This is a genomic window from Cupriavidus sp. DL-D2 (assembly GCF_039710735.1).
In the GTDB taxonomy this organism is placed as follows: Bacteria; Pseudomonadota; Gammaproteobacteria; order Burkholderiales; family Burkholderiaceae; genus Cupriavidus.
Genome location: NZ_JBDKXK010000074.1, coordinates 1 through 25,247, shown reverse-complemented (window position 1 = coordinate 25,247; position 25,247 = coordinate 1). Strand labels below are relative to the sequence as shown.

The following is a 25,247-nucleotide window of genomic DNA, read 5'->3' as shown; positions in this document are numbered from 1 at the left end:
GGGCCAGCATTTCAAATTGCGACAAGCCGGCAAGCAGAGCCGCTCGCCCTCTCCCCCGCCCCTCTCCCGCAAGGCGGGAGAGGGGAGAAAACCGGCGCGGGGAGGTTAGATCTTCCCCAACCGCTCCAACGCCACCTTCAGCGTCTCTTCCTTCTTCGCAAAGCAGAACCGCACCACACCCGATTCCCTCGGCTCGGAATAGAACGCCGAGACCGGAATCGCCGCCACGCCGATCTCGCGCGTCAGCCACATCGAGAAGTCGGCTTCGCTCATGTCCGAGATGGCCGAATAGTCCACGCACTGGAAGTACGTGCCGTCCGACGGCAGCAGCTTGAAACGGGAGCCGGCCAGTCCTGCGCGGAAATAATCGCGCTTGGCCTGATAGAAGCCGGAGAGGTTCAGGTACGGCGCGGGATCGGCCATGTATTGCGCCAGACCGTATTGCACCGGCGTGTTCACGGTGAACACGTTGAACTGGTGGACCTTGCGGAACTCGTTCATCAGCGCGACGGGCGCGGCCACGAAGCCCACCTTCCAGCCCGTGACGTGATAGGTCTTGCCGAAGCTCGACACCACAAAGCTGCGGCGCGCGAGTTCGGGATGGCGCGCCACCGATTCATGGCGCTGGCCGTCGTAGACCATGTGTTCGTAGACTTCGTCCGACAGCAGCAGGATGTCCGTGCCGGCCAGCAGGTCGGCCAGTTGCTGCATGTCGTCTTCGCGCCAGATCGTGCCGGTGGGGTTGTGCGGCGTGTTGATCATGATCAGGCGCGTCTTCGGCGTGATCGCGGCGGCCAGCTTGTCGAACGGGATGCGGAACAGCGGCGCTTCCAGACGCACCGGCACGGCGGTGGCGCCGGCCAGTTCGATCGAAGGCAGGTAGCTGTCGTAGCACGGTTCCAGCACGATGACTTCGTCGCCCGGATGCACCACGCTCAGGATCGTGGTCAGCAGCCCCTGCGTGGCGCCCGCCGTCACCGTGATCTCGGTGTTCCAGTCGTACTGGTGGTCATAGAGCCTGGCGATCTTGGCGGCGATGGCTTGTCGCAGCGCGGGCACGCCCGCCATCGGCGGATACTGGTTGTGGCCGGCGCGCATGGCCTCGGCCACGGCCTCGACAATGCGCGGATCGCAATCGAAATCCGGGAAACCCTGCCCCAGGTTCACGGCGTTCTTCTCGGCGGCCAGCGCCGACATCACGGTGAAAATCGTCGTGCCGACGTTAGGCAGGCGAGAAGGGGGCGGATTCAGGGGAGCGAGCGTCGATTCGGACATGGTCGGTTGCGGAAACGTGAGAGAAACGGCTGCGACATTCTAGCGGCTAGTGGCTAGCGAGGCGCGTCCACGGTGGCCGGTGCTGGTGTCCACGCAGCCAGCCAGTTGGCGAACGCGGGCGGCGTGAGCACTTCCACGCCACTGGTGCGACGCAGGCGGCCCTTCAGCTTGAGCACGGCCTTGTCCTTCGAGACCAGCAGCACCGCGCGGGCGTGGTGCGCGAGTTCGATGAACTTCTGGTCATCGGTGTCGCGACACTTGGGCAGGCGGATGGCGTCAATCTGCTCCGGCTCCGGGAAGGGTTCGAGCGTGGTCAGTCGGTCCACCTCGGCCAGCGCCGCCGGAATATCGACGTTGAAGTGCGCGAACTGCGGATAGGCCAGCACGCGGCGCAGTTCCTCGCGGCAGTCGGCGCGGATCACGGGAGCGATCGTCCCTGCCGCCAGCGCGGCGCGGATCGGCTCCACATGGGGATCGCGGAAGACCAGCAGGTCCACCCAGACGTTGGAGTCGAGCACCACGCGGGGTGCCGGGAGGGCGGGGCAAGGGGGTGCGGAAGTGCGCGGCAGATCGCCGGCGGTGACTTCGGTGGGCATTCGCTACAATCTCAGCTTTGTTTTCAGCCTCGATTTTGCCATGCTCATCGTCCTGTCCCCCGCCAAGTCCCTGGACTACGAGACACCGCCACGCGTCAAGACTCACACGCTGCCGCGCTTTATCGACCGTTCCGCCACGCTGATCGAGCGCTTGCGCAAGCTCGCGCCGCAGGATGTGGGGTCGCTGATGGATATCTCCGACAAGCTCGCCGTGCTGAATGTGACCCGCTACGGCGACTGGTCGCCCGAGTTCACCGCTGCCAACAGCAAGCAGGCCGTGCTGGCGTTCAACGGCGATGTCTACGATGGGCTCGACGCGACAACGCTGTCCACGGAGGACCTGGCCTTCGCGCAGAAGCACATCCGCATCCTGTCAGGCCTCTATGGCGTGCTGCGCCCGATGGACTGGATGCAGCCGTATCGTCTTGAAATGGGTACGCGTCTGGACACGGCGGCAGGGAAGGACCTTTACGCATTCTGGGGCGACGATGTGACGAAGCTCGTCAACAAGGACATGGCCGACCTGAAGCACGAAGGGCCGGCCACGCTGGTGAACCTGGCTTCCGAGGAGTATTTCAAGGTCGTGCGGCCCAAAGTGCTGAACGCGCGCGTGATCACACCCGTGTTCGAGGACTGGAAGGGCGGCCGCTACAAGATCATTTCGTTCCACGCCAAGCGGGCGCGCGGTACGATGGCCCGCTACGCCGTGACCCATCGCGTGACCGACGCCACAAAGCTGAAGCGTTTCAGCGAGGACGGCTACGCTTTCGACAAGGCAGCTTCCGACGATGCGCGCTGGGTATTCCGCCGCCGCCTGGAAGACTGACCCGCATCGACACCGAGAGACTGAGACCCGAGGATAAGACGCATGAACTCAGCACTGCATATCTCCACACTGTTCGACTCCGGCGCCATCGAGGTGGAATCCGCCGCGCGCGCCGATGATATCCGCCTGCGCATCCGCGCCGATTCGCACGCCGATTTCCGCCAGTGGTTTCACTTCCGCCTGCAGGGTGCAGCGGGCCAGCCCTGCGCGATGAAGTTCCTGAATGCGGGCGAGTGTACGTACCCCGATGGATGGCGCGATTACCACGCGGTGGCCTCGTACGACCGCGCGCACTGGTTCCGCGTGCCCACGCGCTATGACGGCGCCACGATGACGGTTGAGTTCACGCCGGAGCACGACAGTGTGTGGCTGGCCTACTTCGAGCCGTACTCCGAGGAGCGCCACCTGTCGCTGCTGGCCACGTGCCAGCGCTCGCCGCTTGCCAAGCTGTCGCACCTCGGCAGCACCGTCGATGGCCGCGACCTGACCTGCGTGACCGTGGGTCAGCCTGGGCCTGGCAAGAAGACCATCTGGATGATCGCGCGCCAGCATCCGGGCGAAAGCATGGCCGAATGGTTTGTCGAGGGGACGCTGCAGCGGCTGACGGGCACTGGCATCTGGAATGGCGATCCGGTGGCGCGCACGCTGCTGGATCGAGCTGTGTTCCACATCGTGCCGAACATGAATCCCGATGGCTCGGCACGCGGTAACCTGCGTACCAACGCCGCTGGCGCGAACCTGAACCGGGAATGGATGCAGCCGAGCGAGGAAACAAGCCCCGAGGTGTTCTACGTGCGCCGTGCCATCGAGCAGACAGGCGTGGACCTGTTCTTCGACATCCATGGCGACGAGGCATTACCGTACAACTTCGTTGCCGGCAGCGAGATGCTGCCCGGCTTCACGGAGGCTCAACGCGAACAGCAGGCACGCTTCATCGACGCCTTCAAGCGCGCCACGCCGGACTTTCAGGACGTGCACGGCTATGCGGCCAGCAAGTACAACGCCGACGCGCTCAAGTTGGCGTCGAAGTACATCGGCCACACGTTCGGCTGCCTGGCGCTGACGCTGGAAATGCCATTCAAGGACAACGCGGATTTGCCCGATGCGGTGGTCGGCTGGAATGGTGCCAAGAGCGCGCTGCTGGGCACGGCAATGCTGCAGGCGATTGGGGAGTATTTGGGCTGACACAAGCCCTCTGGGGTTTTCTCCCCTCTCCCTTTGGGAGAGGGGCGGGGGAGAGGGCAGGCGGTGCAAATTGCCGCTGGTCGGCAAGCAAAACCTCTGGCCCTCTCCCCCAACCCCTCTCCCGCAACGCGGGAGAGGGGAGCAGAACCAAGAGGCGGGACGAGGCGCCTGCCTTACTGTTTCTTCTTCGTCTTCGAACCAGACGATTTCGCCGATGACGAAGTCGACTTCGTCGAAGACTTCTTCGCGGACGATGTCGATTTCGCGCTGCTCTTGCCCTTCTTCTTCGTTTGCGACGGAACGGCCACGGCGGGAGCCGCTGGCGGTTCGATGATCGTGTCGCCGTTGCTGTCGAGCAGCTCGTACGCCAGCATCATGCCGTCGTTATAGCCGCAGCGGACCTTCACCGGCTGCCACTGCGCTTCACCGCGCCGCTTGTGTGCCGTGGCGCTGAACGTCACCACCGAGCTGACCGGCACAGCCTGCTTGCCGGGCGAGAAGCGGCCTTCCCAGCCTTCCTCGGTGGCCTGTCCTGTGGACAGCGCACCGGTCGGAATCTTCAACGCATCGTAGTTTGCCGAGCGTGGCACGACCCAGCTTGCATGAGCCGCGCAGTCAGCCACCGGTGCGGTGGCGTTTTCCGACTTCATCAATTGCTCGCGCATGCGGCTGCGGTATTCGGCCAGGCTGACGCGACCCTTGTCAGGCAGCGTGACGGTGGTCGTAGGCGGGTTCTTGTTGATGACCGGCGGCGGCTTGGCAACGGCCGGAGCGGGTGCGGCGGCAGCAGGTGCTGCGGCGGGTGCGGGGGTGGCGGGTGCTGCCTCATCGGTCGGCGCGGTTGCGCAGCCGGTCAGGGCGATGGCACCAGCCACTGCGGCAGTCAGCATGCGGAGCGGGCTGCCCAACAGTTCGGAAATTCGTCGAATCACGGGATCGTCGTTGCTTGTCGAAGCAAGGAAGGTGGTGAAGGAGTGCCATGATAGAGGAAAGCCTTCCGGCAGAGTTCCCTAATCTTGTTACTCTTCGTTCTAATTGCTTACATCCGGTAGCGATCAGCGACGAAGTTCACGCATGCAATACAGAAGACGATGATCTGGCGCAACTAGGCGATCCCCGAGACACCCATCAGGCGTGTCCCGGGAAGCGGACGCCGTTGCGGCGTCCGTGAGAGCGGACTCAGAATGTGCGCGCGAAGCGAAGCAGTTCGTCCATCAGCGCATTGAGATCGTGCTGAAGCTTGCCGAAGCCGGCTGTGCGGGTCAGGCCCACCTCGTCCATATACAGCTTGCGATTGATTTCGAGCTGCAGGCTGTGCCGATTGGCTTGCGGCTGGCCCACCACACGCACGATTTCCACGCCCTTGTAAGGGTGGTTGCGCCACACGTCGTAGCCCATCTCCTTGAGTACGCCTTCCACGCGGTCCGTGAATCGCGTGTCGCACGTGGTGCCGTCGCGGTCGCCCACGACGAAATCCGGATGCTGCAGGCCCGGGTGCTCGGTCGCAAACTTCGCGGCCTCGCTCGGCATCGAGTGGCAGTTGATGTGGAAGGCCGTGCCATGCTTCGCCACGGCCAGGTCCGACAGGCGCTGCAACTGCGCGTAGTACGGCACGTAGTACGTGTCGATACGCGCCTGCAGTTCCGCCACGGTCAGCTTGCGGTCGTAGATGGCCTCGCCGGTGTCCAGTACACGCCAGGCCAGCCCTTTGCCGAGACGGGTTTTGGACGTTTCCTGCTTCGGACCGGGCCACGAAGCATCGAGCAGGCTCTCGTCGATTTCCTGCAGGCCACGGTTGGCGTCGAGGTAGCTGCGCGGGCAACCTGCTTCCAGCAGCGGGATGCCGCGCGCGGGCGCATCGGCGTAGAGCGCATCCACGAACGTGTCTTCTGCCTGCCGCAGCAGCGGCAGTGGCAGTCCGGCGGCGTAACGGAAGTCCGCCGGATACGTGGTGCAGCTATGCGGTGAATCCAGAAAGAGCGGTCCGCTCTCGCCTTCCGGCATGCGCAGGAAGTACGGGCTTTCCGCGGTCTTTCGTTCTGCTTCAGTCATACGTGCTGCCAGTGGTGAATCGGATTAGTCCAGCGAGATCTTGGCGGCGGCGGCCACCTTCTTGTTCTTGGCCACTTCGGCGGCGATCTGTTGCGCGAAGTGCTGCGGCGTGTCGCCCACGGTCGAGGCGCCCAGCTTTTCGAACTTGGCCTTCACTTCCGGCATGGCCAGCACCTTGATGGCGGCGGCGTTCAGCTTCGCCTGGATATCGGCGGGCAGCTTGGCCGGTGCGATCAGGCCAAACCACGCGGCATCGTTGACTTCGGGCAGGCCCAGTTCGGCAAAGGTCGGCACGTTCGGCAGGGCCGCCACGCGCTTCGGCGAAGCCACGGCCAGCGCGCGCAGCTTGCCGCCTTCGATGAACGGCAGCGACGACGGCAGGTTGTCGAACAGGATCTGCACCTGACCGGCCAGCGCATCGTTCAGCGCCGGACCCACGCCCTTATACGGTACGTGCAGCAGTTCGGTCTTGCTGCTCATCTTGAACAGTTCGCCCATCATATGCGACACGCTGCCGTTGCCAGCCGAGCCATAGGCCAGCTTGTTCGGCTCCGACTTGGCCAGCGCGATGAACGACTTCATGTCCGTGGCCTTGACCGCCGGGTTGATGCTCATCACGTTGGGCACCGAAGCCAGGTTCGTGATCGTCGTGAAATCCTTGGTGGCATCGTATTGCAGGCGCGGGTACACGGCCGGGTTGATGCCGTGCGTCGATGCGGTGGCGATGCCGAGCGTGTAGCCGTCCGGCGCCGCCTTGGCCAGGAAGCCGGTGCCGATGCTGCCGCCAGCGCCGCCACGGTTGTCCACGACCACAGCCTGGCCCAGTTGCTGGCCGAGCTTGTCGGCCACGATGCGCGCCACGATGTCGGTGGTGCCGCCTGCGGGGAAGGGCACGACGAGGGTGATCGGCTTGGTCGGGTAGGTGCCTTGGGCAAAGGCGGGCAGGGTCATGCCAGCGGCCGCGAAGGCAGTGGCAGCGGCGAGGACTTTCAGCAGGGGACGGCGTTGCATCGAAGGGATTCCGTTAAGAAGAGAGAAAGGGGGCTTCTGAAGGCTGGAGACCTGCGGAGATAGTAGGAAATCTATGTTTCCTGGGCTTCCCGATTCTGCGCGCCGAACGAAGTCGCTTGCAAACGAAATAAAATCCCTCGATCATTCCGTTTGGTATTGATGTGTGAGAAGTGAGGTGGTTCATGCGACGCTTATGCCCGTCGATGACCGAGTTGGTGGCCTTCGAGGCCGCCGCACGGCATAGCAGTTTTACGGTCGCTGCGCGCGAGTTGCACGTCACGCAGGGCGCCGTCAGCAAGCAGGTACGCAGCCTGGAGGCATTCCTTGGGGTCGAGCTGTTCGAGCGGGTGCGTCAGCGCTTGCTGCTGACGCAGGCCGGTGCGCGCTATCTGGAACGCATCGGGCCGAGCCTCGACACCATCGAATCGGCCAGCGTGGAATTGATCGCGCGGCAAGGGCGGGGCGGCATCCTGCATATCGCCAGCATGCCGACGCTCGGCGCCAAATGGCTGATTCCCCGGCTGCCGCAGTTCTTTGCCCGCTATCCCGAGGTCACGCTGGAGTTCGTGCCCCATGCGCAGGGCTACGATTTCTCGCAGCCCGATCTGGATGCAGCCATCCGTTTTGGCGATGGCGTCTGGCCCGGCACCCAGGCCGACTACATGACAGGAAGGGAAGTGTTGCCGGTCTGCCGTCCCGGCCTGCTCGTGCATGAAGCGGGCGGCGTGGCCAAGACACCGGGCGCGCTGCTGCGGTATCCGCTGCTGCACCACACGACGGTGCCCGAGGCATGGCCGGACTGGCTCGCGGCGCTCGGTATTTCCACGCGCGAAGCCTGGGCCGGCGCGCGCTTCGACCAGTTCACGCTGCTCACGCAGGCGGCTGTGTCGGGGCTGGGTATCGCACTGATCCCGCGTTGCCTGATCGAGGAGGAACTGGCAACGGGCACGCTGATCGTGGCGCACCCGGCGCGGGTGCTCGCCAGGAAGGGCTATTACCTGTGCTACCCGGAGCAGAAGGCCCACTTGCCGGCGCTGCAGACGTTCCGGCAGTGGGTGATGGAAGGCGTCGACGTGGTGGCGTAAGCCTTCGTCGATTCCTTCGCCGATTTACTTCGACAACACCTTCATCGCTTCTTCCAGCCCCGCCAACGTCACGGGATACATGCGGTTCTTCATGATCTGGTTGATCACGGTGATCGACTGCCGGTATTGCCACAGACCCTCTGGCTCGGGGTTGAGCCAGACGAAGCGCGGGAACTGCTCGATCATGCGATTGAGCCAGACCGCGCCCGCTTCCGGGTTGTTGTACTCCACCGAGCCACCGGGCTGCAGGATCTCGTACGGGCTCATCGTCGCATCCCCAACGAAGATCACCTTGTAGTCCGGCGTGTACTTGTGCATCAAGTCCCACGTGGCGATTTTCTCGGCGTGGCGGCGGCGGTTGTTCTTCCACACGTAGTCGTACAGGCAGTTGTGGAAGTAGTAGTACTCCAGATGCTTGAACTCGGTCTTGGTGGCCGAGAACAACTCTTCCACGCGCTTGATGTGGTCGTCCATCGAGCCGCCCACGTCCATCAACATCAGCACCTTGACCTTGTTGTGGCGCTCGGGCCGCAGCTTGATGTCGAGCATACCGGCGTTGGCCGCCGTGGAGTGGATGGTGTCGTCGAGATCGAGTTCGGTCTCGGCCCCTTCGCGTGCAAACCGGCGCAGGCGGCGCAGCGCCACCTTGATGTTGCGCGTGCCAAGCTCCACCTGATCGTCGTAATCCTTGTAGGCGCGCGTTTCCCACACCTTGATCGCGGTGCGGTTGCCCTTCGACGGCCCGCCGATACGGATGCCTTCCGGGTTATAGCCGCCATGCCCGAATGGCGAGGTGCCGCCCGTGCCGATCCACTTGTTGCCGCCCTCGTGCTTTTCCTTCTGCTCGTCGAGCAGTTGCTTGAGGCGCTCCATGAGCTTGTCGAGGCCACCCATGGCCTCGATCTTGGCCTTGTCCTCGGGGGAGAGTTCGCGCTCCAGCGTCTTCTGCAACCAGTCCAGCGGGATATCGCTCTTCCAGTCCACCAGATTTTCCACGCCCTTGAAGTAGGCGGCAAAGGTCTGGTCGAACTTGTCGAAGTGCTTTTCGTCCTTGACCAGCGTCATGCGCGACAAGTAGTAGAACTCGTCGATCGATGGCGCGATGACCTGCGCGCGCAGCGCTTCGAGCATCGTCAGGTATTCCTTGACCGATACCGGCAGCTTGGCGTGGCGCAGCGAAAAAAAGAAGTCGATCAGCATGGGTGTGTCTCCCGGCTCGTACGTGTTTAACGCGGACGCTCGAGCTGGTATTGCAGGTGCGCGCGCACCGTGGGCCATTCGCTGGCGATGATCGAGAAGACCACCGTATCGCGCAGGGAACCGTCGGGCATGCGCAGGTGGCTGCGCAGCACACCGTCCTGCTTGGCGCCCAGCCGCGCAATGGCCTCGCGGCTCTGGTGATTCATCCAGTGCGTGCGGAATTCCACGGCGATGCAGTCGAGTGTCTCGAACGCATGGCGCAGCAGCATCAGTTTGCACTCGGTGTTCAGCGCCGTGCGTTGCACGCGCTTGGCGTACCACGTGGAGCCAATCTCGACGCGCCGGTTCTTCCCGTCAATATTCATGTAGGTGGTCATGCCGGCCACGCGGCCTTCGGCATCGAGCACCGTAAACGGCTGCATCGAATCCTGCGCCTGCAGGCCCAGGCGACGTTCGATCTCGGCTTCCACGGCGGCCGGTGCGGGCACGCTCGTGTACCAGAGCCTGTGCAGTTCGCCATCGGCGGCGGCCTCGCGCAGGCCCTCGGCGTGCGCCATCGACAGCGGTGCCAGCGTGGCGTGTTTCCCGGTCAGCGTGATGGGCTGAACAAACTTCGTCATGGCGATTCGCTCAACGGTTGGCGCGGTTCATGAACACCAGACGTTCGAACAGATGCACGTCCTGTTCGTTCTTGAGCAGCGCGCCATGCAGCGGTGGGATCGCGGCCTTGCGGTCGGGGCTGCGCAGCGCCTCGGCGGGGATGTCCTCGGCCATCAGCAGCTTGAGCCAATCGATCAGTTCCGACGTGCTCGGCTTCTTCTTCAGGCCCGGCAGGTTGCGCATCTCGTAGAACGATTCCATCGCGGCGGCCACCAGCTCGCGCTTGATGCCGGGGTAGTGCACGTCGACGATGCGCTGCATCGTCTCGGCATCGGGGAACTTGATGTAGTGGAAGAAGCAGCGGCGCAGGAAGGCGTCCGGCAATTCCTTCTCGTTGTTCGACGTGATGATCACCAACGGGCGATGGCGTGCCTTGACCAGTTCGCGCGTCTCGTAGACGTAGAACTCCATGCGGTCCAGTTCGCGCAGCAGGTCGTTCGGAAACTCGATGTCGGCCTTGTCGATCTCGTCGATCAGCAGCACCACGGGCTCGTCGGCTTCGAACGCCTGCCACAGCACGCCCTTGACGATGTAGTTGCGGATGTCGTGCACGCGGTCATCGCCCAGTTGCGAATCGCGCAGGCGCGACACGGCGTCGTACTCGTACAGGCCCTGCTGCGCCTTGGTGGTGGACTTGATGTGCCACTGCATCAGCGGCATGCCCAGCGCGGCCGCCACTTCCTCGGCCAGCATGGTCTTGCCGGTGCCGGGTTCACCCTTGATCAGTAGCGGACGCTGCAGCGTGCGCGCGGCGTTGACGGCCAGCTTCAGGTCGTCGGTGGCAACGTACTGGGCACTACCTTCGAACTTGACCTGCTGGGGCGAATTGGCTTGGGCGTTGGCGTGGGTGGACATGAGGCAACCTGGTGTTTCGCGACAGGTCTGCCAGGCAGGCCTGTCGGCTGACAATGGGGAACGGTACTTCGGTAACAGCAATCTGAGCGGGCCGACAAACCTTCGAAACAATCGGAAATTCGGCCGGAATGGGCCAGTATAAGAGCAGATCGCCGTTCGTGTTCAGTGGGGCACACCCCAAGTGTGTGGCGTGGACCGGCGCGTGCCCGCTGCGGTACAATGCGCCGGTTTGACGCGCCCCCCAAGTCAATATCCTCCTCAAGCCCGGCAGTTCCGCCACCAGAGACATGGCGGAGCATCGGGAGGCGGCAACAGCGCGAGATGGTTGCAAGAATGGTGTCTAAGCACCGCGGCACATCAGCATCACGCCCGGCTGCGCCCTGTCCACCGATGAACTCGGCGGATCTGCGGCGATCCGCTTCACGTCCCCAATCCCGCATTCCGTCTGGCGTCCCGGCAAGGGGCAGGTCACACGCGGTTTAACACTTCCCATTCAGCTACGACAATGAAAAAGCTCCTCACGATGGTTGTGTTGGGCGCGGCCGCAACGGCAGCGCATGCCCAGGACAAGGGCAATGTCGACACCGCCCGCGACAAGGTTGCAATGTGCATCGGCTGCCATGGCATTCCCGGCTACCGTGCATCGTTCCCCGAGACCTACCAGGTACCCCTGCTGGGCGGCCAGAGCGCCAAGTACATCGAGAATGCGCTCAAGGGCTACCAGAAGGGCGACCGCAAGCATCCGACCATGCATGCGATTGCCGCGAGCCTGACGGACAAGGACATCGCCGACGTGGCTGCGTACTACTCGCAGCAGAAGTCCGATACCAAGAACAACTCGCTCAAGTAGGACTCGCCAACATGAAGATGCTGAAAGCAGTTTCGTACGCGCTGGGCGCGGTGGTACTGGGCGCCGCGCTGCCGGCACTGGCGGCCGATATCGCCGCGGGCAAGGCGCTGGTGGACAAGGGCGGCTGCGTGGCCTGCCACGGCAAGGACCTGAACGCACCGATCTCTCCTGATTACCCCAAACTGGCGGGCCAACATCCGGACTACCTGTTTCACGCGATGTCGGCCTACCAGGTCAGCGGCAACCGCATGGTGGGCCGCACCAACGCCATCATGGCCGGCCAGATGAACAGCAACCCGGCAGTCGCCGACAAGAACGGCAAGCCGCGTCCCTTCACCAAGGCGGAAATCCAGGACATGGCCGCTTATATCGGCTCGCTGAAGGGCGATCTGGTGCTGAAGAAATAAGCTGCCAGACGCTGAAAAAAAACGCCGGCTCGAAGCCGGCGTTGTTGTATCCGAAGCAGCGCGTCCGAATCAGTTGCCGCTGCCCGACACCAGGCGACGCTGCTTCACGGCGTTGGACAGGGTTTCCAGGATGCCGATCGAGTCATTCCAGCCGATACAGGCATCGGTGACGGATTGACCGTAGGTCAGGTCTTCCACAGGGGTGCCCTGCACGTGGTCCTGGCGGCCGGCCACGAGGTGGGATTCCACCATCACGCCGACGATGCGCTGGTCGCCGCCGGCCATCTGCCGGGCGATGTCCTCGCAGACCGGCATCTGGTTCTCGTGCTTCTTGCTGCTGTTCGCGTGCGAGGCGTCGATCATCAGGCGCGCGGCCAGGCCGGACTTGGCGATGGCGTCGCAGGCTTCCTGCACGCTGGCGGCGTCGTAGTTGGGGGCCTTGCCACCGCGCAGGATGATGTGGCAGTCCTCATTGCCGGCCGTCGACACGATGGCCGAGTGGCCGCCCTTGGTCACCGACAGGAAATGGTGCGGCTGTGAAGCGGCCTTGATCGCGTCGACGGCGATCTTGACGTTGCCGTCGGTGCCGTTCTTGAACCCGACCGGGCAGGAGAGCCCGGATGCCAGTTCACGGTGGACCTGCGACTCCGTGGTGCGTGCACCGATGGCGCCCCAGCTCACCAGATCGGCAATGTATTGCGGGCTGATCATGTCCAGATATTCCGTCCCCGTCGGCACGCCCATTTCACTGATGTTCAGCAGCAGTTCACGGGCGGTGCGCAGGCCGTCGTTGATCTTGAAGCTGCCGTCCATGTGCGGATCGTTGATCAGACCTTTCCAGCCCACCGTGGTACGCGGCTTTTCGAAGTAGACGCGCATCACGACTTCCAGCTCGCCGGCAAAGCGGTCGCGCTGCACCTTGAGCAGCCTGGCGTACTCCAGTGCAGCCTTGGTGTCGTGGATGGAGCACGGGCCGATGATGACGATCAACCGGTCATCCATGCCGTGCAGGATGCGATGCATCGCCTGGCGCGCGCCGTAGATCACGTCGGACGCGGCTTCCGAGCAGGCGAACTCGCGGATCAGGTGTGCCGGCGGCAGCAGTTCCTTGAGTTCTCGAATACGCAGGTCGTCGGTGTTCTTCAGCATGATGGCTCCGGGTTTTTGTGAGGTATGGATTCTGTTGGAATGGTGCTTCGCAATCGTGGCGGACATAAAAAAACCGCCAGGGTTGCTGGCGGTTTCTTTTGCATTCGGGGTCTGCTTACAGCCGTCCCTCTCTATCCGCCAGCGGTGTGAGATGCCAAAAGAAGTAAAAGTAAAACTTGGCGGTCATGGCGGAAATCGGAGCGGCTAGGGTCAGCTTGTGTCGGTTTTACGCGGATGCGTGACATTTATGCTGCGGCGCGTAATCGAAAGGCATTTTATTGCGCCCCGATCCGGGAAAGGAGGGGGTGCAATCGCCACGCGCGTAGCAACGAAGCATCTTTATATCGCTTTTCCAGAGTGCTTGCAAGCGGCAACTGCATCGCATTTAAGCGAATGCAGAGCGTTTCGCCTGCCTATATTGGAATCGTGTACCGGGTTTGCCCGAGTGCCGAACAAGAATTCAGCAGTGGGGAGCGATCATGCCAATCGATGAAGCGAGGCTCGATGCCTTCATGGGACAGTTCGTCCAGGATCTGGGCGCGGTGATGCACGCGGCCACGGTAGTGGTGGGCGATGAACTGGGTTTGTACAAGGCGCTGGCCGAAAAGCCGATGAGCGCCGATACCCTTGCCGAGAAAACGAAAACCGATCCACGCTATCTACGAGAATGGCTATCCGCACAGGCCGCGAGTGGCTACGTGGAATACGACGCCGCTCGCGATACCTTCTCGTTGACGGAAGAGCAGGCGTTCGCGCTGGCGCAGGAAGGAAGTCCGGCATTCATCCCCGGCGCGTTCCAGATCGCGGTGGCGCAATTCCGCGCGATTCCGCGCATGCTTGATATCTTCCGCAATGGTCGTGGTCTCGGCTGGCACGAGCACGACCCTTCGCTGTTCCACGGCACGGAGCGATTCTTCCGGCCCGGCTACGCGGCGCATCTGGTCGGCGAATGGATTCCGGCGCTCGAAGGCATGGCAGCGCGGCTCAAAGCTGGCGCCAAGGTGGCAGATGTCGGGTGCGGGCACGGCGCGTCGACGATCATCATGGCGCAGGCGTTTCCGAACGCGACCTTCCGGGGCTTCGACTATCACGAGCCGTCGATCCGCTACGCGACCGATGCCGCGCGCCGTGCTGGCGTGGGTGACCGCGTTTCGTTCGAGGTGGCCTCCGCCAAGGATTTCCCGGGGACCGACTACGACCTGGTTGCCGTGTTCGACTGCCTCCACGACATGGGCGATCCGGTGGGCGCCGCGCGCCATGTCCGTCAGTCACTGAAACCGGATGGCTGCTGGATGATCGTCGAGCCGTTTGCGAACGACAGCCTTCAGGACAATCTCAATCCCGTGGGACGCGTGTTCTATTCCGCCTCGACGTTTATCTGCACGCCGGGTTCGCGCGCGCAGGAAGGTGCGATGTGCCTCGGCGCGCAGGCAGGGGAAGCGCGCATGCGCGGCGTCACGGAGCAGGGGGGATTCGGGAAGTTCAGACGGGCGGCGCAGACGCCGTTCAATCTGGTTTATGAGGTGAAGGCGTAGGGGAGGTTTTCTCCCCTCTCCCGCAAGGCGGGAGAGGGGAGCAAACAGAGCGATTGGGAAGAGAGAGGCCTTAAGCCGTCCCGCCCACCGTCATGTTTTCAATCCGCAGCGTCGGTTGCCCCACGCCCACCGGCACGCTCTGGCCTTCCTTGCCGCACACGCCCACACCCGAGTCCAGGCGCATGTCGTTGCCGATCATCGTCACGTCCTTGAGTGATTCCGGGCCGTTGCCGACCAGCGTGGCGCCCTTGACCGGGTACGTGATCTTGCCGTCTTCGATCATGTAGGCCTCGCTGGCCGAGAACACGAACTTGCCGTTGGTGATATCGACCTGGCCGCCGCCGAAGTTCACGGCGTAGAGGCCGTGCTTCACGCTGGCGAGGATTTCCGCCGGGTCCTTGTCGCCGTTCAGCATGTAGGTGTTGGTCATGCGCGGCATCGGCAGGGCGGCGTAGCTTTCGCGGCGCGCGTTGCCGGTGACGGGCATCTTCATCAGGCGCGCGTTCAGCGTGTCCTGGATGAAGCCGGTCAGGATGCCGTCCTCGATCAGCGTGGTGCACTGCGTCGGATTGCCTTCGTCGTCGAGGTTCAGCGAACCCCGGCGGTTGGCGATCGTACCGTCGTCCACCACCGTCACGCCCTTGGCCGCCACACGCTCGCCCATGCGACCCGCGAAGGCCGACGAGCCCTTGCGGTTGAAGTCGCCTTCCAGGCCGTGGCCCACGGCTTCGTGCAGCAGCACGCCGGGCCAGCCCGGGCCGAGCACCACGGTCATCGCGCCGGCCGGGGCCGGGCGTGCTTCCAGGTTGACCAGGGCCGACGACACGGCTTCATCCACGTACTGGCGCAGCAGATCGTCGGTGAAATAGCCGTAGGCGTATCGGCCGCCGCCGCCCGACGAACCCACCTCGCGACGGCCATTCTGTTCGGCGATGACCGTCACGCTCACGCGCACCAGCGGGCGCACGTCGGCGGCGATCACGCCGTCGCTGCGCGCCACCAGCACCACGTCGTATTCGCCCGCCAGACCGGCCATGACCTGCACGACGCGCGGGTCCTTGGCGCGCGCCATCTTCTCGATCTTTTCCAGCAGCGCTACCTTTTCGGTGGCCGTCATGGAATCGAGCGGATCGTTTGGGGTATAGAGGTTGCGGCCCGTTTGCGAGGCCAGCGAACCGGCCACCTTGATGCGGCCGCTGCCGCTCTTGCCGATGGTGCGCGTGGCTGCCGCAGCCTGCGACAGCGCAGCCAGGCTGATGTCGTCCGAGTAGGCGAACGCCGTGCGGTCACCCGACACGGCACGCACGCCCACGCCCTGGTCGATGCTGAAGCTGCCCGACTTGACGATGCCTTCCTCCAGGCTCCACGCCTCGTTGCGCGTGTGCTGGAAGTACAGGTCGGCGTAATCCACCTTGTGCGTGAAGATATCGGCCAGCACGCGCTGGAGCTTGGCCTCGTCGAGACCGTACGGTGCCAGCAGCAGTTGTTGCGCGGTGGCCAGGTTGCGGATTCCGAGATCTCCGGCGTTCATGATTTTCCTTGGTCTTTCACCCCGTGGCACCCAGGCCACGGCGGCATGCAATCGTTAATGTCGTCAATCCTACAGCACGCGATGGCGCAGCGCCGGCAGGTTCTGGCGCACCTCGGCCAGCCGGGCCGGATCGATGACGCCCGACACCACGCCTTCACCCTCCGGCAACACCCCCATCAACTCGCCCCACGGGTCCACCAGCATCGAGTGGCCCCAGGTGCGCCGGCCGTTCTCGTGCTTGCCGCCTTGTGCTGCCGCAAGCACATAACACTGGTTCTCGATGGCGCGGGCGCGCAGCAGGATTTCCCAATGCGCCTGCCCTGTGGTGTAGGTGAAGGCGGCAGGCATCAGAATCAAGCTCAGGCCCGGCCCTCCCTTGCCTGCAGCCAAACCGCGATACAGCTCGGGGAAGCGCAGGTCATAGCAGACTGACATCGCCACACGGCCGCACGGTGCATCGAATGACACCGGCGTCTTGCCGGCCAGGATCGTGCGCGATTCGTCGTAGTCTTCGGTACCTTTCTTGAAGCCGAACAGGTGGATCTTGTCGTAGCGCGCCACGCGCTTGCCGTGCGGGTCGAAGGCCAGAGACGTGTTGTAGACGCGCTTGTCGTCGCCGCACCACATCGGCAGGGTGCCGCCGACGATCCACAGGCGATGGCGGCGTGCCGCATCCGCCAGGAACCTCTGCACCGGGCCGTCGCCATCCTGCTCGCGAATCGCGACCTTGTCCGATTCGTGACGTCCCATCATGCAGAAGTATTCCGGCAGCAGCACCAACTGGGCGCCACCTCGCGCGGCCTCGGCGATCAGCGCGTCGGCGCGGGCGAGGTTGTCGTCGAGCGAGGTGCCCGTCACGGTCTGGATGGCGGCCACGTGAAACGGTTGCGTGGATGCACTCGGCGAACTGGCGGTCATCGTGTTTCCTGTGGCGTCGGAGGTGGCGGCAGAGTGTGGGAAGGCTGTCCGGGGTGGCCTAGCGGGGATAGACCCCCGAGCGATCCAGGATCGGTGCGCGGCGCGGCTCATTGTCCTCCGTTTTCGTCACCTTGGGGTCGGCCCACGAGCCGCTCACGTGGTAGTGCTGCGTGAACACTTTGGAGAACTCGTCCGCAAACAGCAGTTGCGCGGCCAGCGTGCCGATGCCGAGCACCGGATTGATGAAAGCGGCGGCCACCGACGTGGTGGTGGCGTTGATGCGCGGCGTCACGTCCACGTTCAGGTCTTGGGTCTCGTGCAGCAGGTCGGCCGTGCCGCGCATCGACGCCATGACCTGGCTGCCCTTGAAGCGGAAGTCGTCGGTCCGGCCCACCCCGTTCTCGATGGTCCCGGAGCCGCTGATATCGTCGAAAACGATGCCCTTGCTGGTCACCGAGCGGAAGTCCAGTGTGGCAAAGCGCAGCAGGCTCTGCAGGCTCAACACACCCAGCAGCCGCGCCGCGCCCGGGTCCACGCTCAGGATCTGGCCGTTCTCGAGTTGCAGGTTCAGCTTGCCGGTCAGCGTCGGATAGTCGATCGACATGGGCGAGCCGCGCCATGCGATCCGCCCTTCGAGCGAGCCCTTGCCGTCGCGCACCGTGTGGGCCATGCCCATGCGGTCCAGCACATCTCCGGCATTGCGGATATCCAGCTTGAAGTTCAGCAGCGTGCGGCGGCCCTCGGTAGGCGATGCCGCCCCCTGGGCGGCCGCCTCGCGCAGCCGGCGCGGCAGGCGCCAGCTACCGTTGCCGGTCAGTGTGGCACCGGGTTGTTCGATGGTCAGGCTGTCCAGCGTCCAGACGGGCTGATTCTCGGTGTGGCTGGTATGGGCCTTGACCTCGAGCTTGCCGAAATCGCGGCCGTGCAGCACGAACTTCTCCACGGCGAGGTCCAATGCCGGCATTTCCTCGACGCTGCGCGTGATGGCGTCGGTCATGTGGCCGTCGTCGGTTGAATCCGGAACGTCCAGGTGCGACAGCCGTACCGTGAGCTGGCCCGCCGGGCTGCTGGCATCGCGGCGCCACTGGCCGTTGCCGGTGATCTGGCGCGAACCCATCTGCAGGTTCCAGCCGCCGGCCTGCCGATTGGCCTCGATCGATACGTCATCGATGCTGCGGCCGAAGGCATCGAGCGTCTTCGTCCGGACATTGATCCGCTCGGGCAGGAACGGCGAGGAGCGGTCCACTTCGCTACCGGGCTTGCGCTCTTCACCGGACGTGTCGAGAAGGCTGCGCCAGGCATCCACGTCGAGCCGTTCGGCGCTGACCGCCATCGCCACGCCATTGGTCGGTTGGGGCGCCGCCTGTCCCAGGCCGATACCCCCGGAAATGACGTCGGTGCTCTCGCCCCGGCGCAGCAGGTAGCGGGCGCTGTTGGCGCTGCCCAGCTGGATCGACAGTTCGTCGAGTCCCGCGCGCGCCGCCACCGGTCGCAGTTCCATGCGCAGCGGCAAGTCGTGTCCGGCGGTCTTGCCAAGCGGCGCTGGCAGGTTGAGCGCGAGTCCATTCAGTTCGGACGATACCTGCACTTGCAGATGCTTCTCGCGCACGCCGATCACGGCGGAGTAGGGCGTGGTGCCTTCGACGCGAGCGCCCAGTCCCGCGCCCAGCACCTCGCGCAGCCCCTGTGCCGTGGCGGTACCGCCGACGGTCACGTGCGTGGTGCCGTCCGGCTGCGTGCCGCCCGCGATGCGCGTCTCGCCGCCCAGGAACCGGCCGCGCACGCCGTTGAGCTGGAAACCGTGTTCGTCGAACGCAACAGCGCCCGTGGCGCCGTAGAGCGGGGGCAGTTCCGGGATCAGCGTGACATCGTTGCCGGGGAAGCGGAATTCGCCGTTGACCTTCGAGCCGGCCGCGTGGCTCAGCGGCAGGTCGAGCTTGAGCTTCAGTTCACCGTGGCCAGGCGCGCGCGCATTTTCCGTGATGTTGCCGGTCCAGCCCTTGACGGGCGTGACGGCTACGTAGCGCAGGAACGACTGCACCAGGCCGGTGGCCGCGCCGTCGAGTTGCAGGTGGCCGTGATCGCTCAGGTCGTCGATCTGGCCGTTGACGTCGCGCAGCGTGACCCCGGGAATACCGCGTACCGTGGCCTGCCTGGCCACGAACGACATCTTGCTGCGCTCGAACAGCAGGTTGCCCGTGATGTCCGTGAAGTCGGGCCACGCCGTGCCACCGTTACCCGTGGCGGCCGTGCCGGGCGCGGCGCCGCCGACGTTCGGGCCCGTCTCGTGCGGGGCGATCTGGTAGCTCACGTTGCGCACCGGCACTTCCACGCGGAAGTCGCCAGCGCGGGCAAATGGCGGGTGGAACGGAAAGTGATGCAGGTCGCCCTTGACCAGGAATTTCACGTCGTGGGCTTCGCCGCCCACGAGCGCGCCTTCCAGGTAGTGCCGCGTGGCGGGCATCGTCGTGGGGAGGTAGCGCGGAATGCGATTGGCCATTGCGCGGTCCAGCTGCCCGCTCAGGTCCGCGATGCCGCTCTTGCCGTCGCCGCCGGTCTGCCAACTGCCGCGCACGCTGCCGGCCGTATCGGCATTGGCGAACTGGATGCCCGGCGTGCGCACCACCAGTTGATTGTTCTCGTGCGTCCAGCGCACCTCGCCGCGCAGGGTGTCGAACGGTACGCGCGGATCGTCGAATACGCCCGGGAAGCTGATCGAGGCGCCGCTGCTGTCCACCCGGGCCGTGCCTTGGCGATCGTCGAAGCTGAAGGTGCCCGACAACTGCGTGAACCCCGGCGTACCCGTATGCGGTTTGCCGTCGGGTCCCACGGCCGGGACGGCCGGCTGGCTGTTGACCGACACGTTGCGCAGCGTGCCTTGCACCGTGTAATGCGGCGTGCCGGGGGCGCGTGTCAGCATGCTGGCGCGCTCGCGTGACCATGCCACGTCGAGATTATCGATGTGGCCAGCGGGCTGCAGTGCGCGCAACTGTCGCAGCACGGCCATGTCCAGCGGCATGGACGCGGCCATCGCCCGGAGCGTGTTCAGGTCGAAAGTCGGCGCCTTCAGCCCGAACTTGCGCAACTGGCCAGCGTCGTCGCGCGTCCACGAGATCGTGACCTTGCGCATGCCCTCGCGCCACGAGGCGTCTGCGTTGGACGGCGGGCCTGCCAGCGGCTCGGTCTGCCAGAGCAGGGTGTCGATGGTCAGCGTGTTGTTGCCGTTGCGGTCGCCGCCATGTAGCAGCAGCGCCTGGGCGTTGGACAGACGCAGCGGCTCAGGTGCGCCGGACAGATGCAGGTCCACGCCCGAGGCGCGCATCCGTGTCTGGCTGCGCAATACATGGCCCCCCCGGAAATCGACCGTGCCGTCGGTGCTGAAGACGCCGCTGCGCACGTTGTCGAAGATCGCCAGATAGCGCTGCACCACCGGAAGCTGTACCTGGTTGAACTGCCAGTTGGCCTGGCCGGTCCAGTGCTGCCAGTTGCCGGCGCCATAGAGGTAGTCGTGCCGCAGCGTTGTCTGCACCGTCAGCGGTTGGGGTGCCAGCGATTCGCTGCGCGCCTCCAGCCTCAGCGTGTGCTGGGCACCCCGGCGCTGGGACGTGAAGTGGATGTCGGCCACGTCGAGCTGTGGCAGCCCGGCTTTCTCGTCAAGCCAGCGCAGGTTGCCGCTGACCAGATCGATATGGCCCTGCGAGAGCAGCCAGTTCAGGAACGGATCGTTGTCGTCGCTGCGCTTGTTGGCATCCACTTGCACGCCGGCCACAAGCAGGTGGCCCTCGCGCGTACGGCGGATCAGCACATCGGTGCGGTCGGCGGTCAGGCTGGCGAACTGCAGCGCCATGGTGGGCACCGACTGCCAGGACAGCTTGCCCTGCAGCGAGCCGGCGGCCAGCAGCGTGCGTTGCTGGCGATCCACGGCGCGCACGTCGCTGGCGCGGAAGGCTGGGTGCCAGCCGTCCCAATAGGTGTCGAGCTGGCCGATGGTGAGCTGGGCCGACAGCGCCGAGGAGCCCTCGCGCTCCAGCCACTGGCGGGCCGTATGGGCCTGCGGCCAGAGTACGAAGCGGATCAGCAGCACGGCGACCACGGCCAGCGCTACCAGGGCCAGGACGGTGCGGACCAGCACGCGCCAGAGCCGGCTCCAGGCTGGATGCCGCATGGCTGCCACGAGGTTGCGCCAACTGCCGCCGAGCAGGGCACGGACGAGTGCCGCCGCGCGTCGGCCACGGCTTGATGCGGGACGCAAGGCGGATGCTGGGGAAGCAGAAGAAGCGGCGGCGCCCGCGGCGGCTCCGTCGGCAGCCGCGCCAGGGGGCGCGGAACCGTCGTGAGGGGCGGTGGGGCGGCTGGACATGCGCAGATTATCCGACAATACTAGCCGCTCTCCAAAGTGGTGCAGGCAAGCGTCGCCACTTTGTTCGCGGCGCCTGCCCAACATGCAAAAGTTACTGGAATGACTGTCCCTGATCCGACGAGTTCCGCCGCGGGCCATCCGCTGGCACCGACCGACCCGCAGCGCATGCAGGATGGCGCCGGCACCACATCGAATCCCACCCTCGAAGGGGCCGCCGGCCCGATCGGCAGCATGGCCCAGGGGGCCTTCGCCACCGTTTCGGCGCAGGGCTTGGCCCCGGTCGAATCCGAAGGCCACGTATTGTACTCGGCGGCGTACTCCCATTACGCGCGCCGCGTGATGTCCGCGCGCGCCGGCATGTCCGGCGTGGTGGCCGAAGCGGCGATTGGCCCGGTTTCGCGCGACTGGATGGTGGAGCGCCTCCACGCCCTGCAAGTCCCTTCCGCCGATGCGGAGGCCGTTGCCGCACAGGCACTGCGCCGCCTGCGGGCCGAGGTGATGTGCACGCTGATCGAGCGCGACCTGCGCGGCCTGGCCACGCTGGGGGAGATCACCGGGGCGATGACGGACCTGGCCGAACTATCCGTGCAGCATGGCTTGCGTATACTCGGCGACGATCTGGCGGCGACTTATGGCCAGCCCACCGGCGCGCAGAGCGGAGAAGTGCAGGAGCTGGTGGTGGTGGGCATGGGCAAGCTCGGCGGGCGCGAACTCAACGTGTCGTCGGACATCGATCTGATCTTTCTCTACGACGAGGACGGCGACACCCAGGGCGGCAAGCGCAGCCTGTCGAACCACGAATACTTCATCCGGCTGGGACGGCGGCTGATCACGCTGCTGTCCGAGGTGACCGGCGACGGCTACGTGTTCCGCGTGGACATGCGGCTGCGCCCCAACGGCGACGCCGGGCCGCTGGTCTGCAGCTTTGGCATGCTGGAGGAATACCTGGTCGTACAGGGCCGCGAGTGGGAGCGCTACGCGTGGATCAAGGGTCGGGTGGTCTCGGCCATCGACACTCCGCACGCGGAACGGGCCGCCGCGCTGCTGGGGCGACTGACCACGCCGTTCGTGTTCCGCCGCTACCTGGACTACGGCGTGATTGCCGCCATCCGCGCGCTGCACGGGCAGATCCGTTCGGAGGCCGCCAAGCGCAGCGGTGGGCTGGCCGGCCATGGCGTGAACCAGAAATCCTTCAACATCAAACTGGGCCGTGGCGGCATCCGCGAGATCGAGTTCATGGCGCAGGTGTTCCAGTTGATCCGCGGCGGACAGGACCCGGCGCTGCGCGTGCGTCCGACGCTGGAAGTGCTGGATGTAGCCGTGGCGCGCAACCTGCTGCCCACGGGTCAGGCCGGCGAGCTGGCCGATGCCTACCGTTTCCTGCGCCAGCTCGAACACCGGCTCCAGTATCGTGACGATGCGCAGACGCACCACCTGCCCACGTCCGACGAGGAACGCCAGGCCGTAGCCCTGATGATGGGCTGCGAGAACTGGGACGCGCTGGTGGCGCTGATGAACACGTTGATGGCACCGGTGGCCCAGCAGTTCGACGCCACCTTCGCCGATCCGTTCGCGGAAGACGGCGCGGCCCAGAGCGAGCCGCTGTGGCCGGCACTGGTGCGCGAGGAAATGGCATCGCGCGCGGCGCAGGCCAGCCCGGACGACGAGACCGATCCGCAATCGTCGCCATGCCAGGCGTTGCAGGCCGCAGGCTTCAGCGATTGCACGGGGCTGTACGACCGGCTGCGCGCGATTGGATCGTCGATGCGGTATCGCGCGTTGTCGGAATCGAGCCGCAACCGCTTCGACCAACTGGTGAACCGCGCGCTGGACCTCGCGGCCAGGCAGGACGATGCCGACAGCACGATTACCCGTTTTCTGGACTTTCTCGATGCGATCAGCCGGCGCGCATCGTATCTGTCGCTGCTGTCCGAGTACCCCCAGGCGATGGACCGCGTGGCGCAGACACTTCACGCGTCGCGCTGGGCGGCCGCCTACCTGACGCGCCATCCGCAATTGCTCGACGAACTGCTGGACAGCGACGCGCTCGCCGCCGCGCCGGACTGGGCGGCTTTCCGCGAGCGGCTGGCCGAGCGGCTGCATGCCTCGGACGGACAGGTCGAGACGCAGATGGACATCCTGCGCCGTGAGCACCATGCCGAGACGTTCCGCATCTTGCTGCAGGACCTGCGGGGCATGCTTACGGTGGAGCAGGTGGCCGACCGGCTATCCGACCTTGCCGATGCGATGCTGGAAGTCACCATGCAGGCTGTGTGGCGGCAACTGGCCACGCGCCATCTCGACACTCCGCGCTTCGCAGTGATCGCCTATGGCCGGTTGGGTGGCAAGGAACTGGGCTATGCATCCGACCTCGACATCATCTTCCTCTACGACGACGACCACGAGCGCGCCCCCGATGTCTACGCGGCCTACGCGCGGCGCCTGATCACCTGGCTCACCAGCCATACGGCTGCGGGGATGCTGTTCGATGTGGATACGCGCCTGCGGCCCAATGGTGCAGCGGGGTTGCTGGTGACGAGCTTCGATGCGTTCCGCCGTTACCAATTGCGCGAGGGCGACAACACCGCGTGGGTCTGGGAACATCAGGCACTGACGCGCGCGCGCTTCGGCGCCGGCGACCGCGAGATCGGCAATCGCTTCGAAGACCTGCGCGACGAGATCCTGCGCCAGCCGCGCGATGCCGCCGCGCTGCGCGAGGAAATCGTGCAGATGCGCGCCAAGGTGGCCGAGGGCCATCCGAATCCGACCGACTTGTTCGACCTGAAGCACGATCGCGGCGGCATGGTCGATATCGAGTTCACGGTGCAATACCTGGTGCTGCTGCACAGCGGCGCACATCCAGAACTGACGCGTAACGCGGGCAATATCGCGCTGCTGCGCATGGCCGGGGTACTGAACCTGATCGATGCCGGCCTGGCGCTGGCCGTGGGCGACGCTTACCGGCTGTTCCGCGCCCGCCAGCACAAGCTGCGGCTCGACGGCCACGATCAGGCGCGCGTGCCGCCTGACAGCGTCAGCGAGCAGGTGGCCCCGGTGCGGGCGCTCTGGCACGCGGTGTTCGGTGCGGGCTGAGGTGTCGGCGGAGGAGGCATCGGCGCCGAAGCCCGTTCGCCTGCCGTCGTGGCCGGCCATGCTCGCTACAACGGTGAGTGTGGCCGCGCTGGCCGCGGCATTCACATTCGTCCCCTGGCTGCACGCACACGGGCTGTACGTGCGCGACGCGGTACGCATCGACGGCCAGTGGTGGCGCATCGTGACCGCGATGTGGGTGCATTTGGGCTGGCAGCACTACCTGTCCGATGTGGCGGCGACCGTCGGTTTGCTGCTGCTGGCAGGCCGGGTTGCACGCGTGCGCGAGATGCTGGCCGTGCTGGTGATCTGCGGACTGATCGCTCAGGTGGCGCTGCTGCGCATGCCGGCTGTTGGCTGGTATGGCGGACTGTCGGGCGCCACGCATGGGCTGGCGCTGTGGGTAGCGCTGAAACTCTTGCAGGACCCCGGCTGGTCACGCGTGATCGGCGTGGTGACCTGCCTCATCGTACTCGGCAAGGTCTGGCTGGAACAATCGTGGCTGGCCGCCATCGTGTTCGATCCCTCATGGGGGTTCGGCGTCGTGCGCGGCGCGCACGCGGCGGGTGCGATGGCGGGGTTGGGGTGCTGGTTGCTGGGGGAGTGGTGGGGGAGGCGGGGGCCTGTCAGTTTTTTTGTGTGCAGGACAGCTAGAGGCTTGC

General features: G+C 65.1%; 20 protein-coding genes. 8 read left to right on the top strand and 12 right to left on the bottom strand.

What is annotated here, in order from left to right:
- Positions 1-105: 105 nt before the first annotated feature.
- Entirely contained in the window at positions 106-1,275 is a 1,170-nt protein-coding gene (locus ABDB81_RS27045; RefSeq protein WP_137923064.1) for a pyridoxal phosphate-dependent aminotransferase, read from the bottom strand.
- Positions 1,276-1,328: 53 nt separating this feature from the next.
- On the bottom strand, positions 1,329-1,871 hold the full coding sequence (locus tag ABDB81_RS27040) for a putative toxin-antitoxin system toxin component, PIN family (protein ID WP_160471812.1): 543 nt from the start codon (positions 1,869-1,871) through the stop codon (positions 1,329-1,331).
- Between the two features lie 40 nt (positions 1,872-1,911).
- On the opposite strand from ABDB81_RS27040, the gene yaaA reads away from it, so the two are divergent.
- The gene (gene yaaA / locus ABDB81_RS27035; RefSeq protein ID WP_160471814.1) at positions 1,912-2,697 is read left to right on the top strand and encodes a peroxide stress protein YaaA; all 786 of its coding nucleotides are present in this window, start codon (positions 1,912-1,914) and stop codon (positions 2,695-2,697) included.
- A 42-nt stretch (positions 2,698-2,739) separates the two neighbouring features.
- Positions 2,740-3,882 (top strand): M14-type cytosolic carboxypeptidase, encoded by a 1,143-nt coding sequence (locus ABDB81_RS27030; protein WP_137928013.1) that lies wholly within the window; start codon positions 2,740-2,742, stop codon positions 3,880-3,882.
- Positions 3,883-4,055: 173 nt separating this feature from the next.
- Here the strand turns inward: ABDB81_RS27030 and ABDB81_RS27025 are convergent, their stop codons facing one another.
- From ABDB81_RS27025 to ABDB81_RS27015, 3 genes are all read right to left on the bottom strand, one after another.
- On the bottom strand, positions 4,056-4,772 hold the full coding sequence (locus ABDB81_RS27025; protein WP_137928030.1) for a hypothetical protein: 717 nt from the start codon (positions 4,770-4,772) through the stop codon (positions 4,056-4,058).
- Positions 4,773-5,061: 289 nt separating this feature from the next.
- Entirely contained in the window at positions 5,062-5,934 is an 873-nt protein-coding gene (locus ABDB81_RS27020; RefSeq protein WP_137928014.1) for an N-formylglutamate amidohydrolase, read from the bottom strand.
- A 24-nt stretch (positions 5,935-5,958) separates the two neighbouring features.
- On the bottom strand, positions 5,959-6,945 hold the full coding sequence (locus ABDB81_RS27015; RefSeq protein ID WP_160471817.1) for a tripartite tricarboxylate transporter substrate binding protein BugE: 987 nt from the start codon (positions 6,943-6,945) through the stop codon (positions 5,959-5,961).
- A gap of 182 nt (positions 6,946-7,127) precedes the next feature.
- Here ABDB81_RS27015 and ABDB81_RS27010 point away from each other — a divergent pair, with 182 nt between their 5' ends.
- The gene (locus ABDB81_RS27010) at positions 7,128-8,030 is read left to right on the top strand and encodes a LysR family transcriptional regulator (protein ID WP_137928016.1); all 903 of its coding nucleotides are present in this window, start codon (positions 7,128-7,130) and stop codon (positions 8,028-8,030) included.
- Positions 8,031-8,054: 24 nt separating this feature from the next.
- On the opposite strand, the gene ABDB81_RS27005 is transcribed toward ABDB81_RS27010, so the two are convergent.
- From ABDB81_RS27005 to ABDB81_RS26995, 3 genes are read right to left on the bottom strand one after another with little or no spacing between them, the layout of a single operon-like run.
- Complete coding sequence (locus tag ABDB81_RS27005) at positions 8,055-9,230, bottom strand: VWA domain-containing protein (protein WP_160471819.1); 1,176 nt, start codon at positions 9,228-9,230, stop codon at positions 8,055-8,057.
- 26 nt (positions 9,231-9,256) lie between these two features.
- Positions 9,257-9,850, bottom strand: coding sequence for a GNAT family protein (locus ABDB81_RS27000; protein WP_137928018.1), 594 nt, complete (start codon positions 9,848-9,850; stop codon positions 9,257-9,259).
- Between the two features lie 10 nt (positions 9,851-9,860).
- A complete protein-coding gene (locus tag ABDB81_RS26995) occupies positions 9,861-10,745 on the bottom strand; it encodes a MoxR family ATPase (protein WP_137928019.1) in 885 nt (294 codons plus the stop codon).
- 505 nt (positions 10,746-11,250) lie between these two features.
- Between ABDB81_RS26995 and ABDB81_RS26990 the strand changes: the two genes are divergently transcribed.
- Complete coding sequence (locus ABDB81_RS26990) at positions 11,251-11,595, top strand: cytochrome c (RefSeq protein ID WP_137928020.1); 345 nt, start codon at positions 11,251-11,253, stop codon at positions 11,593-11,595.
- 11 nt (positions 11,596-11,606) lie between these two features.
- Positions 11,607-12,002 (top strand): c-type cytochrome, encoded by a 396-nt coding sequence (locus ABDB81_RS26985; protein WP_346814068.1) that lies wholly within the window; start codon positions 11,607-11,609, stop codon positions 12,000-12,002.
- Between the two features lie 69 nt (positions 12,003-12,071).
- On the opposite strand, the gene aroG is transcribed toward ABDB81_RS26985, so the two are convergent.
- A complete protein-coding gene (gene aroG / locus ABDB81_RS26980; RefSeq protein ID WP_283205158.1) occupies positions 12,072-13,154 on the bottom strand; it encodes a 3-deoxy-7-phosphoheptulonate synthase AroG in 1,083 nt (360 codons plus the stop codon).
- Between the two features lie 476 nt (positions 13,155-13,630).
- Between aroG and ABDB81_RS26975 the strand changes: the two genes are divergently transcribed.
- Positions 13,631-14,686 (top strand): class I SAM-dependent methyltransferase, encoded by a 1,056-nt coding sequence (locus ABDB81_RS26975; RefSeq protein ID WP_346814067.1) that lies wholly within the window; start codon positions 13,631-13,633, stop codon positions 14,684-14,686.
- Between the two features lie 70 nt (positions 14,687-14,756).
- Here ABDB81_RS26975 and tldD read toward each other — a convergent pair whose 3' ends face one another.
- The 3 genes from tldD to ABDB81_RS26960 all read right to left on the bottom strand — a co-directional run bounded on the left by tldD (position 14,757) and on the right by ABDB81_RS26960 (position 21,495).
- The gene (gene tldD, locus ABDB81_RS26970; RefSeq protein WP_346814066.1) at positions 14,757-16,217 is read right to left on the bottom strand and encodes a metalloprotease TldD; all 1,461 of its coding nucleotides are present in this window, start codon (positions 16,215-16,217) and stop codon (positions 14,757-14,759) included.
- A gap of 69 nt (positions 16,218-16,286) precedes the next feature.
- A complete protein-coding gene (locus ABDB81_RS26965) occupies positions 16,287-17,135 on the bottom strand; it encodes a carbon-nitrogen hydrolase family protein (protein ID WP_346814065.1) in 849 nt (282 codons plus the stop codon).
- A gap of 58 nt (positions 17,136-17,193) precedes the next feature.
- On the bottom strand, positions 17,194-21,495 hold the full coding sequence (locus ABDB81_RS26960; protein WP_346814064.1) for a YhdP family protein: 4,302 nt from the start codon (positions 21,493-21,495) through the stop codon (positions 17,194-17,196).
- Positions 21,496-21,594: 99 nt separating this feature from the next.
- On the opposite strand from ABDB81_RS26960, the gene glnE reads away from it, so the two are divergent.
- Positions 21,595-24,588, top strand: a complete 2,994-nt coding sequence (glnE, locus tag ABDB81_RS26955) for a bifunctional [glutamate--ammonia ligase]-adenylyl-L-tyrosine phosphorylase/[glutamate--ammonia-ligase] adenylyltransferase (protein ID WP_346814063.1) — start codon at positions 21,595-21,597, stop codon at positions 24,586-24,588.
- Between the two features lie 58 nt (positions 24,589-24,646).
- On the top strand, positions 24,647-25,247 hold a 601-nt coding region (rrtA, locus tag ABDB81_RS26950), incomplete at its 3' end, for a rhombosortase (RefSeq protein ID WP_346814062.1).